This is a genomic window from Corynebacterium cystitidis (assembly GCF_900187295.1).
Classification (GTDB): domain Bacteria; phylum Actinomycetota; class Actinomycetes; order Mycobacteriales; family Mycobacteriaceae; genus Corynebacterium; species Corynebacterium cystitidis.
Genome location: NZ_LT906473.1, coordinates 2,329,190 through 2,344,874, shown reverse-complemented (window position 1 = coordinate 2,344,874; position 15,685 = coordinate 2,329,190). Strand labels below are relative to the sequence as shown.

The 15,685-nt window shown below is 56.8% G+C and carries 14 protein-coding genes, 1 tRNA gene and 1 pseudogene; 13 read left to right on the top strand and 3 right to left on the bottom strand.

Annotated elements, in window-relative coordinates; all coding sequences use genetic code 11:
- The 3 genes from CKV99_RS11100 (at position 1) to CKV99_RS14580 (ending at position 2,016) form a co-directional block, all read left to right on the top strand.
- Positions 1–735: a hypothetical protein gene (locus CKV99_RS11100; RefSeq protein WP_231910023.1), complete on the top strand. Its 735-nt coding sequence runs from the start codon at positions 1–3 to the stop codon at positions 733–735.
- 92 nt (positions 736–827) lie between these two features.
- Positions 828–1,535: an ATP-binding protein gene (locus tag CKV99_RS14585; RefSeq protein ID WP_197697186.1), complete on the top strand. Its 708-nt coding sequence runs from the start codon at positions 828–830 to the stop codon at positions 1,533–1,535.
- Between the two features lie 37 nt (positions 1,536–1,572).
- Positions 1,573–2,016, top strand: coding sequence for a hypothetical protein (locus tag CKV99_RS14580; RefSeq protein ID WP_197697185.1), 444 nt, complete (start codon positions 1,573–1,575; stop codon positions 2,014–2,016).
- A 235-nt stretch (positions 2,017–2,251) separates the two neighbouring features.
- Here CKV99_RS14580 and CKV99_RS11090 read toward each other — a convergent pair whose 3' ends face one another.
- On the bottom strand, positions 2,252–3,778 hold the full coding sequence (locus tag CKV99_RS11090) for an adenylate/guanylate cyclase domain-containing protein (protein ID WP_092261044.1): 1,527 nt from the start codon (positions 3,776–3,778) through the stop codon (positions 2,252–2,254).
- 97 nt (positions 3,779–3,875) lie between these two features.
- Between CKV99_RS11090 and CKV99_RS11085 the strand changes: the two genes are divergently transcribed.
- From CKV99_RS11085 to CKV99_RS11070, 4 genes are all read left to right on the top strand, one after another.
- A complete protein-coding gene (locus CKV99_RS11085) occupies positions 3,876–5,156 on the top strand; it encodes a DNA polymerase III subunit delta' (RefSeq protein ID WP_092261042.1) in 1,281 nt (426 codons plus the stop codon).
- A gap of 74 nt (positions 5,157–5,230) precedes the next feature.
- Positions 5,231–5,306 (top strand) — tRNA-Thr (locus CKV99_RS11080).
- A gap of 220 nt (positions 5,307–5,526) precedes the next feature.
- Positions 5,527–6,189, top strand: a complete 663-nt coding sequence (locus CKV99_RS11075) for a hypothetical protein (protein ID WP_143063494.1) — start codon at positions 5,527–5,529, stop codon at positions 6,187–6,189.
- Positions 6,190–6,360: 171 nt separating this feature from the next.
- Entirely contained in the window at positions 6,361–6,822 is a 462-nt protein-coding gene (locus tag CKV99_RS11070; RefSeq protein WP_231910022.1) for a helix-turn-helix domain-containing protein, read from the top strand.
- Here the strand turns inward: CKV99_RS11070 and CKV99_RS11065 are convergent.
- Positions 6,817–8,151 carry an IS256 family transposase gene (locus tag CKV99_RS11065; RefSeq protein ID WP_197697175.1) on the bottom strand — a complete coding sequence of 445 codons (1,335 nt, stop codon included), beginning with the start codon at positions 8,149–8,151 and terminating at the stop codon, positions 6,817–6,819. The genes CKV99_RS11070 and CKV99_RS11065 overlap by 6 nt on opposite strands.
- 67 nt (positions 8,152–8,218) lie before the next feature.
- On the opposite strand from CKV99_RS11065, the pseudogene CKV99_RS11060 reads away from it, so the two are divergent.
- The 4 genes and pseudogenes from CKV99_RS11060 to CKV99_RS11050 all read left to right on the top strand — a co-directional run.
- Positions 8,219–8,773 (top strand): annotated as a pseudogene (locus CKV99_RS11060) (IS630 family transposase); the annotation flags it as partial.
- A gap of 23 nt (positions 8,774–8,796) precedes the next feature.
- Positions 8,797–9,048, top strand: a complete 252-nt coding sequence (locus CKV99_RS11055) for a hypothetical protein (RefSeq protein ID WP_092260523.1) — start codon at positions 8,797–8,799, stop codon at positions 9,046–9,048.
- Between the two features lie 37 nt (positions 9,049–9,085).
- Positions 9,086–9,247 (top strand): hypothetical protein, encoded by a 162-nt coding sequence (locus tag CKV99_RS14500; protein ID WP_169872634.1) that lies wholly within the window; start codon positions 9,086–9,088, stop codon positions 9,245–9,247.
- A 499-nt stretch (positions 9,248–9,746) separates the two neighbouring features.
- Positions 9,747–9,938 carry a hypothetical protein gene (locus tag CKV99_RS11050; protein ID WP_092260525.1) on the top strand — a complete coding sequence of 64 codons (192 nt, stop codon included), beginning with the start codon at positions 9,747–9,749 and terminating at the stop codon, positions 9,936–9,938.
- Between the two features lie 716 nt (positions 9,939–10,654).
- Here CKV99_RS11050 and CKV99_RS11045 read toward each other — a convergent pair.
- On the bottom strand, positions 10,655–12,331 hold the full coding sequence (locus CKV99_RS11045; RefSeq protein WP_092260527.1) for an AMP-binding protein: 1,677 nt from the start codon (positions 12,329–12,331) through the stop codon (positions 10,655–10,657).
- Between the two features lie 325 nt (positions 12,332–12,656).
- On the opposite strand from CKV99_RS11045, the gene CKV99_RS11035 reads away from it, so the two are divergent.
- Together CKV99_RS11035 and CKV99_RS11030 are read left to right on the top strand one after the other, a co-directional pair.
- Positions 12,657–13,505, top strand: a complete 849-nt coding sequence (locus tag CKV99_RS11035) for a GDSL-type esterase/lipase family protein (protein WP_092260529.1) — start codon at positions 12,657–12,659, stop codon at positions 13,503–13,505.
- 49 nt (positions 13,506–13,554) lie between these two features.
- Positions 13,555–15,600, top strand: a complete 2,046-nt coding sequence (locus tag CKV99_RS11030) for a glycoside hydrolase family 3 protein (protein WP_092260531.1) — start codon at positions 13,555–13,557, stop codon at positions 15,598–15,600.
- The last annotated feature ends 85 nt before the right edge of the window (positions 15,601–15,685 follow it).

Here is a 15,685-nt window from a genome sequence, read left to right as displayed (position 1 = left end):
ATGCCAGCAGAACTCGGAACCGGTCAGTGTGTCCAGCGCACCGCCCAGGGGATGGAAGCGCTGACACAGTCAGTGAAGAAAGCTCTGAAGCGTCCTGAGCGCCTCGCGTACCTCACCGTCAGTGAGATTGCCTGCTGGCTGCGCGTCTTTGATAAGCAGACCGCTTTGCGGGTACTCGAGCCAGTTATTCTGCCCCTGCTAGCTGGTCAGCCGTTGCGCTCGTCGTTACGCACCGGGCAAAAGGCAGCCCTGGCCGCCGGTGCATTCTCTGGGGGCGTCGCGGCCTATGAGCAGGTGCGCGTGCCGACGCAGTCTTCTGGGCTCGGCGTTGCTGCTGTTGTGGGCGAGCACGCAGGATGGATCACGCGCCTCGTCGATAAGCGTGCTGCTGTCAACGCACGCGACGCTGCCCTCGGTGGCGTACTGGTTGCAGCGGGTGTGGGGCTGGCAGCCTGGAAGAATCGGAAGCTGATTCCGGCTGTAGCACTGGGAGGATCCGCTGCCGTGGCCACCGCCGCGCTTGCCGACGATGAACGCTTCCGCCACAGCACCACCGCTGAGGGTGGCATTGGGCACGGGGCGAACCTGATGCTGGCAGGTGAGGGGCTGCGCTTAGTGCGCAACACTCTGCTGAAAGATAAGCAGCACAACTTCTGGATCGGCATGCTCGAAGGCGTGACCCTGGGGGCAACTAGTGTTGGGGCGATGTTGCTGGTGGATGGCCTTACGCAGTGAGGAAGTGAGCGATTTATCCATAATTATCTAGCCGTATTCAGTTTTTTAGATACGGCCAGATATTTTCAGATAAACCGGATATGGCGGGCTACATGGATCAGACGCTCAACCCATATTTCCCAGGCGCGGGGTTGCGCCCACCCGCTTTGACAGGGCGTGAAGCAGAACTTGACCTCATCGATTCCATCATTACGCGAGCCGAGCTTGGTATGCACAACCGGGGCGTCATTTTGTCGGGACTACGCGGAGTAGGCAAGACAGTCTTGCTTAATGAAATGGCCGCCCGGGCAGAACAAGCCGACTGGCTGATCGTGCAGTTCGAGGCAAGCGCTGATAACGCCGGGAAGAACCGTGTGCGTGCACGGTTGGCTCGTGAATTGGCCTTATGCGCCCGCAAAGTATCACTGCGTAAGAAGTGGGCGCATTTCCGGGAAGCGTTACCAGTGATTTCCTCTTTTGCCCTGCATGTTGGAGGTGTTGATGTCGCCCTTGATGTGCCAGCCCAAAAAGGGGTGTCGGATTCGGGTGACATCGGCATGGACTTGGAAGAGCTCGTGCTGGGAGTTGCCGAATCTGCCCGTAAGGATGGGAAAGCAATTGCCTTCTTTATTGATGAAATGCAGGACTTAGATTCTGAACTCATGGCAGCGATCATCACAGCGCAACACCAAGCCGGGCAGAAGGGTTTGCCTTTTTACGTGTTTGGGGCGGGCTTGCCGACGCTACCTCAGAAACTCGCAGAATCTCAGTCTTATGCGGAACGGCTCTTTGAGTACCGCAAGATTGGCCCCCTAATCTGACCTCGCCGCAGCTGCAGCTTTGGAAGAGCCAGCGCGCTTGCAAAATGTTTCCTACCGGCCGGAAGCGGTAAATGAACTGGTGAGCACCGCCCTGAATTACCCGTACTTCCTCCAGGAATATGGAAAAGCGATCTGGAATGTTGCGCCGAGTTCGCCTTTTACATTAAAAGACGCAGAACTTGCGGTTGCAGAGGGGACAGAAGCCTTGGATGCTGGGTTCTTTCCTAACCGATGGGAGAGAGCAACACCAGGTGAGAAGCGATTTCTCGTAGCAATGGCAGAATTAGGAACCGAACAAATTGCCACCCGCGATATCGCCGACCACCTTGGAGCAACCATTGGCTCGCTGAGTAATAACCGAAAAAATCTGACTGATAAAGGGCTAATTTTCGCCCCTGAACATGGGATAGTCCAGTTTACAGTCCCAGGAATGGCGGCGTATATCAGCAGGATGGAACACGGGACAACACCGGAGAGCTAGGTCAATGCTAGAAGAGCCCATGTGAGAAGAGCCTCCCTGCATTCCTGCCGATTTACACCGATTTATCTGAAAATATGTGGCCGTATTCAGTTTTTTAGATACGGCCAGATAATTTCAGATAAGGTGTGATAGTTGGCATCACCGGAACGGCAGCCGGGTACTTCCCACATCCGCTGCACCGGCTATTTCCACTCTCAGCGCAGATGGGCTGATCAGCCAGGGCCCGGGACGGGGTCTAGTAGCGGTCGGCCATTGTCGAGCGCACCGGGCGGGCCAGCTGCGTCATCTTGTGGCGGCCGCGCAGCTCGATCGACTTCATCAGCGTCCAGCGGGCCTTTTCCGCCTCATTAGCACCACGCAAAGTGGCGGCATTAGTGAGCACGCGGCCAGGAGTGTCTTTAGCCATGTCCGTAAGGCGTGCCGCTGAGTTCACGGCATCGCCGATCACGGTGTACTCGAAACGGTCGTGGCCCCCAATGTGGCCGGCAACCACATGGCCGGCTGCCACACCGATACCAGCCTGCAGCTCCAGGCCACGCAGCTCAGTGCGCAGCTCACGGGCGGCCTGCAAAGCATGGGAGGTGGCGTCGTTCAGGTTCGCAGGAGCACCAAACACAGCGAGTGCCGCATCACCCTGGAATTTATTAATCACGCCACGGTTGCGGTGCACAACCTCCACCACGATCTCGAAGAACTCGTTGAGGGCCTCCACAACTTCTTCGGGAGTGTGGTTCACAGCGAAGGTGGTCGACCCGATCACGTCAATAAAGAGCACGGCCACTTTGCGGTCTTCACCACCAAGCTCAGGTTTCTCTGCTAGTGCGCGCTGGGCTACTTCGGCGCCCACGTAACGGCCAAAGATGTCACGGACACGCTTGCGTTCACTCAAGCCACGCATCATCTCGTTGAACCCAGCCTGGAGCACACCCAGCTCAGAACCGTCGTAAATATCCACCTGGGTATCATTCTCACCGCGGCGCACCCGATTGATCGCTTGATGCAGCTCGTGGATCGGGTCCACCACAGATGAAATGGCAAAGGCCATACCAACAAAACCAGTGACCAGCGCCGCACCCGCCAACGCCACAATCGCAGGCATCAACTCGCCGGCATTACCAGTGAAATAGCCAGCATGCTGGGCCCACAACAGCAAAACAATACCGATCAGAGGCACCGCCGACGTTGTTAGCCACGTCATATACAGGCGGTATTTAATTGGTGGCTCCAGGGTGGAATCCTCAAACCGGCGTGCCAACGCCGCAGCTGCCACCGGGCGCACCAACCGCTCAGCCTGCAGGTACGTCAACAGTGCCACAACAAGACACGCAAGCGCCGTCGAAAAGCCAACAACTACAGCAAAGCGTGAACTGACCTGGCCCGCTGCAACCACCGCGATGACTATGCCAATCACCCACACGATCACCACCACAAGTGTCTGCATCACCGGCACCCGCATCACCAGGTTGCGCACCATATTCGGGTCATGATCATCAGGGTGACGTTGCCAGTCAAACACCGGACGCAGCATAAACAAGGTGGCAATAATGCCCACCAGCACGGCAAAAATTACGTACACAATGCCGATCGTCGTCAAGCTCGAGGCTTCCGACGCAAACGTCAACACCTCCGGCATGGGGATGAGGTAGCGCACAAACAACATGATCGCAACCGCACCCAAAAGGTTGGTAACCAAAAGGTTTGCGGCGTACAAAGGCCACGAGGTGCTCATAAGCCACTTCAGGGCGAGCCACAAACGATTCATGGTGTATTACTCTATCGCTCATTCAGCCTAAGCGGGGCCAAGGCAGGACTTAGTTGGTGCTTGGTGGTACCCACGCAAGATGAAGTAGGGTAGTGGAGTGATCACTCGCAGCGTTACGGCACGGCTCGCGGACAGCCCCAAAGTCCGCGACACCGTCTTGTCCGCCGCCGCTGCAGCCCGTGCAAAAGCAGGGCACGGTGCCTCCTCCGTCGGTGCCCCCGCCGGCGGTGCCTCCGCCGTCGGTGCCTCCTCCGTCGGCACGACAGATATCGATACCCGCGCCATGACCCACTCCTGGCTATTGACCGGCCCTCCCGGCGCCGGCCGCTCCACCACCGCCGTAGCCTTTGCCGCCGCGCTCGTATGCACCGACGCGCACGAGACCGGCTGTGGCCAATGCCAAGGTTGCCGCGACGCGTTCGGCGGATCGCACACCGACATCGTCCACATCGTGCCCCAGGAGCTTTCCATTTCGAAGAAGACAGTCGACGAGGTGGTAGCGCAAGCAGCACGCTTGCCGACGATCGCCCCGTGGCGGGTGATCATCATCGAGGATGCAGACCGCCTCACCCCCGAAGCAGCTGACGCACTGCTCAAAACTGTGGAGGAGCCGCCAGCGTCGACCGTCATCGTGATGTGTGCGCCGTCGACGGATCCGGAGGACTTTTCACAGACACTGCGTTCGCGCTGCCGCCACCTGTATATTCCGGCTCCTTCGACGGCAGAGATCGTACGCCTCCTCACTGAAGAAGAAGGTGCCACCGAATCTGACGCACGGCTGGCAGCAGCAACCTCCTTACACCACGTTGGCCGTGCTCGCGCCTTGGTCAAAGAGCCGAGCATGCAGCAGCGCCGCGCTCAAGTGATCAACCTGGCCGAGCTCATCTTCCACGGCGACCAGGCCTTCCAGGCCGTCAGTAGCCTTCTGAAGGCAGTGGACAAAGAAGCCATCGACTCCCACGCCGAGGCCGATGCTGAGGAACGCGCAAAGCTTGAACAGGCCTTGGGGATGGGGGCCAAGGGAAAAGGCGCAGCGAAGGCGCTGCGCGGAACAGCCGGTACCTTAAAGGAGCTCGAGTCGCGACAAAAAGCCAGAAGCACCCGGCGCAAACGTGATGTACTTGACTTGGCGCTGGTGGACTTGGCCGGTGTATACCGTGACGCGCTAGTGGTCAAGACCGGTGCAGGTGTTGGGCTGACCCACCCCGACTTCGAAGGATTAGCGCGCGAGATTGGCGCACGCGTGTCGGTAGAAGGATTGGTGGCATGCCAAGATGCGATAGCGAAATGCCGCACCCACCTCGACCAGGCGGTGACCCCCACCATTGCTTTCAACGGCATGGTCGGGGCGATCCGTCGCGCATGTGGCGTGAAATAACCCAACCGTCATAACCAGCCGTTTTCTGGTTTCTGTGGCTGTGAGTTAAGCTGGTTGTCGCATCTTTTGTGTAGGCCGCCTTAGCTCAGTCGGTAGAGCGTTTCACTCGTAATGAAAAGGTCACGAGTTCGATTCTCGTAGGCGGCTCCACTAAAACCCCAGGTTAAACACTGTTTAGCCTGGGGGTTTCTTTCACGCCCAAAGCAGTCAAGATGTGCCAAGTTGTCTCAGGTTGTTCCTTTTATTAGCGCACACAGAGTGCACGCCCAGGGCACGAATCAAGGGGCGAAGAACCTCGCGCCCCGGCCTCCCCGATTGGGTTTTGTATCTTCGTCGATGGGGGCTGGCCCTGTTCGCTAATATGACTGGCGTGAACCTAGGCGAAGAATCATTAGACAACGAACCTGAGAAATGGGCCGAGGACGAGGTAGTGGTCCGCGAAAGTCCTCAATGGGCCGAGACACTGTCTAAAGCGCCAGAATGGGCTACCACGATCCTTTTCATGCTGGCCGGCGCTTTCCTTAGTCCGATCTTTACAGCCCAAAATTTTTGGACGTGGATACTTCTAGCTCTGGCTGTCGTCTTAACGTCCGTAGCCGGATTCCTCACCGCTGTTCGAAACGAAAGAGAAAATGATCTATCGGAGTCCTATACGAAACGCCTTAAATCAGAGAAACAAGCTTTGAACGACGAACAAGAGGAGAAGCTACGACGCCTGGACGCAAGCTACATGGCGTTACTCGAAGAGATGGCTCTCTCTACGTTTATGGTTGCCGGAGCGCTCAAAGACATGCGAAAAGAAGCTCTGGCCCACAGTATGGAAATTGTGCAGAAGGCAGTCCTGCAGACTGTACGCAACCGCCTAGGGCCAGAAACGGGAGTGCGATCTTGCCTATTCGTCGTAGATCCCGAAAACACCACACAACTGAAAGCGTGGCGATTGGGCGAAGATGGACGACTGGAACCGCCCTCCACGAGAGTGTTCAAGGCAGGAGATAAGACCTTCGATCTAGCTATCGCCAAACTAGTGTAGGGTCCTGTAAATAGGTTTGTGGTGTGGTAGTTTTGGTGTATGTCACATGCTGCTGCCGCGCTTGAGGTTACTGAACAGCAACGTCAGGGTTGAGAAGAAATCGCGTCATCTCCGTCTCGTCCGTATCGGGAGGTGATTCGTGCTAAAGCCTTGCTTGCTGCCTGTGATGGGGTGGCTAATCTTGAAATTGCCAGGCGGTGTGATGTTTCGGCGGTCACTGTTAGGGCGTGGCGTCGGCATTTCCAGCAGCACGGTTTAGATAACTTCGGTGCGGTAGCACCTGGCCGGGGACGGAAACCGACCTATAGTAACGAGGACTATATCTCCATGCTGGAGATGCTGTTTAACTCAGAACCACCGGGTGGTGATAACCGGTGGAGTGCACGAACCATGGCCGCTGCCTGCGGGATGAGTAAGTCAACAGTAGCCAAGATCTGGAAATCCTTAGGTATTACACCGCATCGTACCGATATATTTAAACTGTCGAATGACCCGGAGTTTACTGAGAAACTCGTCGATATCGTAGGTCTTTATCTTAATCCCCTGGAGAAAGCTGTCGTGTTGTGTGTGGATGAAAAATCCTCTATCCAAGCGAGGGTGTCAAGTTGTTTGTGTGTGGGGTTGATTTTATAGGTAGTTTTGGAAGCGGTCGGGGTAGGCTACGGACATTTGGTTGATGGCTTGTTTCCACCCTGCCACGCGTGCACCTTCTATGAGGCGTCCGGCTGTGGCAGCAACCTTTTTGCCTTCTTTGGCTCGTTTGGCGGCACGGCGATCTTCGATATTGCAGATCATCAACCACAGCGTCTTGACTGCGGATTCATCGTTAGTGAACTGCACCCTATTACGGGTGGCTTTACGTAGTTGATTGTTAAACGATTCAATCGAATTCGTCGTGTAGATCACCTTCCTCGCTGCTGGCGGGAACTGTAGAAACGGTATAAACCGATCCCACGCATCGCGCCACACTTTCACTGATTGCGGATATTTCTGCCCCAGCTCAGTTGCAGCAAAGTGTTCTAACGCTTGCGCTGCCTGGTCCTCATCAGCAGCGGTGTAGATCTGCTTTAAAGCCGCTGATACTGCTTTACGGTCCCCGTACGCAACCCACCGGTTGGCTGCCCTGATCAGGTGGACGATACAGGTTTGAACCATCGAGTTCGGCCAGGTCGCTTCGACTGCTTCTGGCAGGCCTTTCAACCCATCACAGCACACGATGAAAACGTCTTTAACACCCCGGTTAGCCAGGTGGGAACAGACCTGTGCCCAGAACGAGGCTCCTTCTTCTTTGGCAATCCAAATACCCAGGATGTGCTTAATACCGTCCATATCCACCCCGATAGCCAGATAAGCAGACTTGTTGACCACTCGCCCACCATCACGGACTTTGATACGCAGTGCATCGAGGAACACCACGGGGTAGAACTCATCTAGCTGGCGGCTTTGCCACTGCAGTACTTCGTCGAGCACTGCATCAGTAACCGCAGAGATCGTCTCATGCGACACATCGATCTTCAAGGCTGTGGCTAGGTGGTGTTGGATATCACGGATGGTCATCCCACCGGCATACAAACTAACGATCATGTCATCGACATCGGTCAGGCGACGTACTCCTTTAGGCACCATCGTCGGAACAAACGTCCCCTGCCGATCACGGGGCACATCAATGGTGACAGGCCCATAGTTAGAATCCACGGTCTTTGGATAGCTGCCATTGCGGTGGTTATCAGCCCGAGCAGCGTTTTTGGCTGCCCTGTCACCAGACTGATAGCCGAGGTGGACATCCATTTCCGCCTGCAATGCTGCCGATAGCGAGGCTTGCAGCATGCCCCTGACCAGTTCATTGGCATCCGTAGTAGAGGTTGCAAGCTCCTTGATGATTTTAGCTACCTCAGGATTGGCAAGCAGTTTCTCCTCAATAGCATCAATCCGAGCTTTATCCTCTGGATCACGTCGCGTCATAGTCGTCATTGTGGTTCATCTCCTCATGCAGGATCGGTATCCCACACACAAACCATCTGACACCATCATCCAAGCCTTAGATCGCACACAACCATCACTACCATTAAAACCGGGACGTGCAGGAACAATGACCCATGACTACAAACGACATGGCACCTCCACCCTGTTTGCAGCACTAGATACCGCCACCGGAAAAGTGATCGCGCGAACCACCAAACGACACCGTAACCAGGAATTTCTCACCTTCCTCCGCCAGATTGATGCCACAGTGCCAGACGAACTCGGTGTTCATATCGTGTTAGATAACTACGCCACTCACAAACACTCCAACATCAAAGCCTGGCTCGATAAACATCCACGGTTTATCTTCCACTTCACCCCCACCTCCTCATCATGGCTTAACCAGGTCGAACGATTCTTCGGCATCCTGACCGACAAAGTCATCCGCAATCAAGCCTTCCACTCGGTAGCCGACCTCGAACACAAGATCATGGACTGGATCAACCACCGCAACATAAACCCCACACCTTTTACCTGGGTTAAAGACGCAGAAACCATCCTGGCCACAATCAACCGCGCACGCACCACCCTTGAATCCACCACTAACCAGAAACACAATTAAAGGACTCTACACTAGAGCGGTTCGTGGAGGACGTAAATGAACTTAAGGACGCGGCAGGACTTCAAAGGCCGTTACGATATGAAACCTTCGCAGCCTACCCGGTATCAACGGACGAAAAACTCTACGGAATCCTCACTATTGACGCGCCACAACCGGGGGATATTGGTGGCCGGGACCGCGCATTGCTAGGATTCTTCGCAGCGATTCTAACCATTACGTTCTCGGCGCAGAAAGATTCACGGGCAATTCCGCGCGACAGCGTGCCCGAGATATGAGACAATAGACACACTAAGAAACAACAGGAGGTGCGAAATGACTGAGAAGCCAAAGACCACCGATGCGCTGTACTCCGACCGAATTCGTCTCCTACAAACCGATCCGGAACGATACTTCGAGGTGTACCCGCGCCTGAAGTTCGGATTCCAGCCGTCGCCGAAACAGGGAAACCAGCCTACCAACCGACCATCTACATAAACGTCAACACACACTAAACGTGAGATTTTTTAGCTCGAGTTTTTCATGGTGGGGGTTTAAGTATCGGGGGTATGGGGACAGGAAAGGTGCTTTTACCTGCTAGGATCTTGTTAGTAACGACGAAAACAAGAGTAAGGAAAGAAGCACCTACGCGATGAGGGCTACCACAGTTACTGTTGTTGAACCCGCCAAGAAAAATGTGTGTTCTCATGCAGGGGCGATGATGCCAGCGTTGGTAGCAACCGAATCCAGGATGCTTCATTTTGAATCAGGGCCACTATAGCTCCGAGGGCCTCTCGCGTAGTCGGTGGGCTTCGGAACCGGAAAGGGGGTCAGAACAGCAGAGCTACCTTCGGACGCCGATCTTGGGATGAATCCCCCGCTCGGGAGGTATTTTGGAATGGGTAACTAGTTATGTCCATGGTTCTAGTGTGTTTTGATTTTGGGGAAATGAGAAATCGTTTTCACAGGAGAATCCTGAGATGGCGCAAACGAAATCGTGGCTGAGATGAACGTCAACCTCGTTCACCACAACTTCGAACTGCTTGTAGAGTCCCTGGCCTTGCTGGCATGGTTGATCGAAGAAATTGCATCCGAAGGACGTGGGCGTGTGGCTGACCTGTTTATCGGTTTGCCGGACGCTGCACGTCGCACCAGTGAGATCGTTCGGTATGCGGAGGTCGAGTCCTAATGACATACAACGATTAAACCAACTGGGACACCTGGAATACCTATAATGGGGTTTCGTCGGGTTACTACGGCAACCACTTTGACAGGAGCCTTACGGTCGAGCACTAGCGGAGTACGTCGAACAGAACGCGAAAACAAGGGACAATATCGCTTTAGTTTAGGTTAGTGTCCAAGAATCCTACGATGCCTTGCACGAGGGCGAATGGGTGATCCCCTCCGTGACTTAGCGGAAACGGAGGGGTCATGTTGAAATTGCCGGACCAGATTCTACCTTTCAGAAAACACGGCTGCAGTTACGCGGTCAAGCACCAGAACTAGTGGCTACATTTGGTAGTGAAGGGCTTTGAACGGGGGAGAAGTAACGCGTTCAAGTTTGAAAATTAGCCTGGAGTTGCTGAAGCTCTTGCCTGTGTGTGGTAGGCCACAGTTCATTGGCGCCCCAGTCAATTCCGGCCTAAAAGGACAGAATGTGTGTCTGGTTGGTGGCTCAGACATAATTGAACTGGTAATCCGCGAGTTCGGTGCTGAACTTAAAAGGTTGAGTGGGGTGTCCTGAGCGTCGGGTTTAGTAGATATGTGTGGGCGTGGGGGCGTTCAGTACGAGCGTGCGAGCCTGCGAGCGCGAACCCGCAACCGCAAGCCCGCCCGCGCGAGCTTGCGAGCGTTAGCACTGTGTTCGTCCGCTCGCCCGCCCGCGCGAGCCTGCGAGCGCGGGCCTTAAGCCCCCGGAACGGATTCCGGCAGGAAGCGGGGCACAACTTTGCCAACGGCATTACGGGGCAGTTCGTCCACAAAGTTCACGTCGCGTGGGATGGAGTGGCTGGCCAGGTTGTCGCGGACGTACTGGCGCACTTTGTCACCGGTCAAAGCCCGGCCAGCCTCGTCGTCGGAACGCACGATCCACACGGCGATACGGGCGAATGTCTCTTCATCCTCCACGCCCCCGGCGTACAGGTCGGCCACGCCGGGCATAGACTCCAACACATCCGATACTGAGGCGGGGTAAACGTTTTCGCCGCCGACGATGATCATGTCGTCGACACGCCCCAGCACGTGGAGACGCCCCTCCTCATCGAAATAGCCGAGATCACCCATCTCAATCAGCCCGTCGATTTTCACCATGGGGGTGTTGGGGTTGGAGTAGCCGATGAGGGAGGTGGAGTTGTTTAAGAAGATGCGGCCTACCTCGCCTTGGGGGACTTCCTTGTCGTTGTCGTCGTACAGCTTCAAGATGGTGCCGGAGGAAACATGTCCGGCCACGGTTGGGTCGGCGGCAACCTCTGCGCCAGAGGCGGCTGCGGCCAGGGTCAGCTCGGTGGAGCCATAAATATTGCACAGGATCGGGCCGAAGCGGTTCACGACGCGTTTGACGATCTCCGGGGTCAGCGCGTGGCCGGCCGAGGCGATGAACTGCAGCCGCGAGGTGTCGTATCTCTCGTTGCCGTCCAGCTCAAGCAGTTGCTTGAAGAAGATGGGGGAGGAAACATGCGCGTCACATTTGTAGTTGACGATTTGCTCGAAGACGCGCTGGGGGTCGTAGTTACGCATGGTCACCACGGTGTTGCGCGCACCGAACGCGATGTTGGTGGCGGACCAGCCCCAGGTGTGGAACATGGAGCCGCTCATCTGCACTGTCATGCCAGCCTTCCATGGAATCTTTTCCAGCAGGCCAGCCAGAACCAGAGGCAGTTTCGGCTCGGGTCGCAGGATGCCCTTCGGAATGCCGGTGGTGCCCGAACTCATCAGGACGATATGTCCGTGCTTCGGCCACGCGGGCAGTTTCATACCGTTGTCACCGCGGCCGATGATCTCCGCCAGGCAGGGATAGTTGTCGCGAGAGGCGTCGTTACGCGTATCGACGTGCGCGTACGCAACAGTGAGCGCGGGGTGGTCCTGCGGGATCACGTGTGAGAATTCATCGTCAACGATGAGCACATTTATGTTGTTTTCCTCGATAATGCCCGCAATCTGCTCGGGTGAAGAGCCCACATTTAGCAGGTACAGGTGCGCGCCCGCGTAACCCTTGGCCGTCATTGGCAAGAGAATGCCGCGGCCGTTGCGTGCCATCACGCCAACGTGGAGTTCCTCGAGATTTTCGCGCTTTTTAATCTCCAGAAGCCACTTCGCCAGCAGTTTGGACTGGTCGCGCATCTGGGCGTAGGTGAGCACGCCGTCGTCGTCGATAAGCGCGTTGCGGTGCGGTGTTTGAGCCGCGCCCTGTTCAATCTCGCGGGCGGTGGTGAACCAGTAGCGCGCCAGGGTGGCGGTCAAGGTGGCAACCCCGGCCGGCCCCCCTTCCGTTCCGACGATGCCGGAGCGAATGACGGCAGGGACGAACTTGGCGAGGGCCTGCGCGTTGAAGGCGAGTTTGCCCACGGGGGAGAGTGTCGACATGGAAAATCCTTATAAACGTTGTGTAGCAGTGGGAGCAAAGAGGAAAGCGGGCCAGGACCGCACTCATTTAGCTCTATCGGCAGGGAAGCGGAAAATGTTTCAGGAGCAAAAGTATCGAGCGAAAGGCTTTGATTTCGCTTACAATACCAAAAGCGCGCTCGTAATAAATGATGAATTAGAGTTAAATGGGCTGTGCATGTGAAAAGCTTGGCGCGTTGAACTCAGTAACCCTCTCACGTTTGCGAAGGTATACCCCCTGGGTTTATCGTGGCTGAAGTATAAATACGTTAAGAACCCCGCACGATTTTGGAAGAAAGCAGGCTGCATGCTGATCACCGCCACCCGCCGCACAGTCACCGCCCTGGTTGCTACTTTGCTCGCCGCCATCGCCGTGGTGGCCGCCCCGACCCTTCCTGCCGCACAGGCGCAGGAGCGCAACCTGGTGGTCTTCGGAGACTCCTGGGTAGCTGACCCACCGCTTGAACAGTGGGCTGCCGGCAAGTTCGGCCTCAGTGCCCAGGGCTCGTCGAACGTGACTACCTGGTGCCCTAGCTCGGGCAACAATTTCGGAAAGATTGCTGCACGCCAGCTCGGTTTGGCCGCGTATGATTATTCCTGCAGTGGTACCGTGACTATTTCCCGGGGGCCACAGTTATTCTCCCAGGTCACTCGCGCCATCAATACTGGTGGCCTGAACCACGGCACCCAGCGCGTGCTTATCTCCGTGGGTTTTAACGACACCTACAACAATGATGGTCGCCCCCATGCGGATATCCGCCGCGACTTTGTCAACTACATGCGCCCACAGGTCGATCGCATCCGTGCGCACGCCCCGAACGCTCGCATTCAGTTCGTCGGCTACCCACAGATCACCGACGGTCGTGGCAATGTCTGCCTCTTCCATGTCGCACCAAACGTGTACGAAACTACCCACTTTGCCAAGATCACCGAGTGGGAGAACCTGGGCCAGTGGATGCTTGTCGACGCAGCCCACGCCACCGGTACCGAGTTCGTTGACTTGAAGCCAGCCACCCGCGACAACCACATGTGCGCCCCGGACCACATGCGTATGTGGCCTGGCCTGATCGATTTCTATGCAGGCGACGGCAACATGCCATTCCACTTCACTCAGCGTGGACACAACTACGTTGGCGGCATCGTCGCTCGGACCTAACTGGCCGAAATACCACCAAGGTGCTGCTTGGTAGGCCTACACTGGGTGTATGACACCTCAACGCACACTTTCAGCATGCACCAAAAACCTCATCACCGTCGACGGCCTGGAATTCAAGGACCTTGACGGTGACGGGCAACTCACCCCCTACGAGGACTGGCGGTTAAGCCCCCGCGAGCGCGCCGAAGACCTTGTCGCGCGCATGACCGACGACGAGAAAGCGGGCCTGATGATTATCGGCTCGCACTACCCGGCCAACTCCGCCTTCCTGCCCAACGCGCAGGAAGGAAAAGTACTTCACGACGAAGACTTCTGGGCCGATAAACATCCCATGACTGGTCTGGAATACCCAGAACCGATGCTGCTGGGCCCCGCGACAGATAAGTCCATTAATGAGCGCCACCAGCGCTTCTTCATCTACCGTGACAACTTGCCTGCCCGCGATCTGGCTGTGTGGACCAACGCCGTCCAAGAAATCGCAGAGAGCTCTCGCTTAGGTATCCCCGCCGTTTTTGCCTGCAACCCGCTCAACATCTTTTCCGTGGTGCCGGCGTTTGGCGATAAGGACACCTCGGGTGTGTTCTCAGGGTGGCCATCTGAACTGGGCCTGGCTGGCCTACGGGACGCAGATCGCGTCGAAAAGCTCGCAGCCGGTGCTGCTGCCGAGTGGCGCGCCGCCGGCATCCACAAAGTCTACGGCTACATGGCCGATGTCGCCTCCGAGCCACGCTGGGCCCGCTTTGCCAATACCTTCGGGGAGGACCCACAGCTCGTGGCCGATTATGTCACCGCCACGGTGCGCGGCCTGCAGCAGCTCCGCACAGGTGAAAGCGGAAGAAGAGCCATCGACGGGGTGGCCTGCACCGTCAAACACTTCCCAGGTGGTGGGGTGCGCGAAGACGGCCATGACCCGCACTTTGCCTGGGGCAAGTTCAACAACTATCCCACTGAGAATGCCCTATACACTTACCACATCCCGCCATTTCAGGCAGCGATCGAAGCGGGCGCCTCGTCGATCATGCCGTACTATGCGGTTCCGGTCAACGAGTCCGCAGACCAGCTTCCGCGCCAGTACTGGCAGTCCGAGGGCACCCAGTTTGAGGAAGTCGCGTTTGCCTTCAACAAGACCATGATCACCGACATCCTACGTGGACAACTCGGCCACACCGGCTACGTTAACTCTGACTCTGGCGTCCTCGATGCGATGCCGTGGGGAGTAGAAGACAAAACCCAGCCGGAGCGCATCGCCGCCGCAGTCAACGCTGGCGTGGACATTTTCTCCGACGTGTCTGACCCATCTGCTGTACGCGAGGCGATCGCCGACGGCCTCAACGTCGATGAATCAGTCACCCGCCTGCTGGTGGAAATCTTCGAGCTTGGGCTTTTCGACGACCCCTTCGTAGATGAGGATGCCGCAGCCTCTGTGATCGGCAACCCACAAGCTGTCGCGGCCGGCCACAGCGCCCAACGCGACTCAGTCACCCTGCTGCGCAATAGCAGCGACGCAAGTGGCGCAGGTGACGGCCCCATACTGCCTTTGGATCGGGGGGCCACCCACAAGATCTACACCTGGGTCACCGCGCGCACCAAACCTGAGCTTGCCCACGAACGCTTCGCCACTGCTGTCCGTGAGGCGTTCCCGCAGGCTGTGTTCGTCGATAAGCCCGAAGATGCTGATGTGGCCATCGTGTGGGTCCGCCCAGAGATCGCCCTGTTTACAGACGATAAGGAAGACCAGCCGCTGTCTATCGACCCGCGTGACAACCAAGTCGATGTAGACCGCGTGATCGAGATTCAAAAGAGCGTGCCGACGATCACCCTGATCAACGTGACAAACCCGTGGCTACTGGGGGAGATCGAACCGCACGCTGCGGCACTGGTGGCCACCTTCGATTCCTCCCCGCGCGCGATCATCGAAGCGTTGTGCGGCGTGGATGGTGGCCCGAAGGGACAGCTGGCGTTTTCCTTCCCGCGCGATGTGGCAGCCTTCGCGGACTCCCCGCGTGATGTGCCGGGCAAGTTCCTCGGCGAGGACTACGCCTACGTTGATCGCGACGGCAATGTCTACCAGTTTGGTTACGGCCAGCGACTGTAGCGCCAATTCTCCTGGCACTGAGCCGGTGCCGGGAGTTCCAGCCTCCAATGCACCCGGGAGAGACCCATTCCCATTGGGAATGTTT

Coding starts and splice junctions, on each gene's coding strand:
- CKV99_RS11045 (WP_092260527.1), bottom strand. CDS start 12,331: ATGTCGACACTCTCCCCCGTGGGCAAACTCGCCTTCAACGCGCAGGCC.
- CKV99_RS14585 (WP_197697186.1), top strand. CDS start 828: ATGGATCAGACGCTCAACCCATATTTCCCAGGCGCGGGGTTGCGCCCA.
- CKV99_RS14500 (WP_169872634.1), top strand. CDS start 9,086: ATGACTGAGAAGCCAAAGACCACCGATGCGCTGTACTCCGACCGAATT.
- CKV99_RS11100 (WP_231910023.1), top strand. CDS start 1: ATGCCAGCAGAACTCGGAACCGGTCAGTGTGTCCAGCGCACCGCCCAG.
- CKV99_RS11030 (WP_092260531.1), top strand. CDS start 13,555: ATGACACCTCAACGCACACTTTCAGCATGCACCAAAAACCTCATCACC.
- CKV99_RS11090 (WP_092261044.1), bottom strand. CDS start 3,778: ATGAATCGTTTGTGGCTCGCCCTGAAGTGGCTTATGAGCACCTCGTGG.
- CKV99_RS11035 (WP_092260529.1), top strand. CDS start 12,657: ATGCTGATCACCGCCACCCGCCGCACAGTCACCGCCCTGGTTGCTACT.
- CKV99_RS11065 (WP_197697175.1), bottom strand. CDS start 8,151: ATGACGCGACGTGATCCAGAGGATAAAGCTCGGATTGATGCTATTGAG.